Origin of the sequence: Methylophaga sp. UBA4204 (assembly GCF_002379485.1) — a bacterium.
Classification (GTDB): domain Bacteria; phylum Pseudomonadota; class Gammaproteobacteria; order Nitrosococcales; family Methylophagaceae; genus Methylophaga.
In genome coordinates this window covers 44,614-44,983 of the sequence record NZ_DFTU01000108.1, presented here as the reverse complement: position 1 = coordinate 44,983, position 370 = coordinate 44,614, and the positions used below count along the sequence as shown (strand labels likewise).

Sequence of the window (370 nt, the reverse complement as noted above, 5' to 3'; positions counted from 1 at the left end):
CGATGGCACAATAGTGTTCACCGATGAGCTGGTGAAACTGGCAGAGCAACCTGAAGAGTTGATTGCGGTACTGTTGCACGAGATTGGCCATGTGGCCCACAGGCATGGAACCCAGTCGGTGATGCAGAGTTCATTGCTAGTGGTGATGGCAATGGCTTTTGTCGGTGATACATCAGGGATTGCCGAAGTCTTTATGGGCATGCCTATCGTGATGATGCAGAGTGCCTATTCAAGAGATTTTGAGCGCGAAGCGGATCGCTTTGCTTTGCGATATATGCACTCCAATCAGATAGCAGGCTTTCATTTGGCTGATCTATTGGATCGTATTGAACTCAATATCAGATGTCGTGCCTATTTTTTCTTACAAGCT

At 47.3% G+C, this 370-nt stretch carries 1 protein-coding gene; it reads left to right on the top strand.

Going from position 1 to position 370, the window contains the following annotated elements:
• A partial coding sequence (locus B3182_RS15845; RefSeq protein ID WP_292753476.1) for a M48 family metallopeptidase occupies positions 1-370 on the top strand: 370 nt, incomplete at both ends.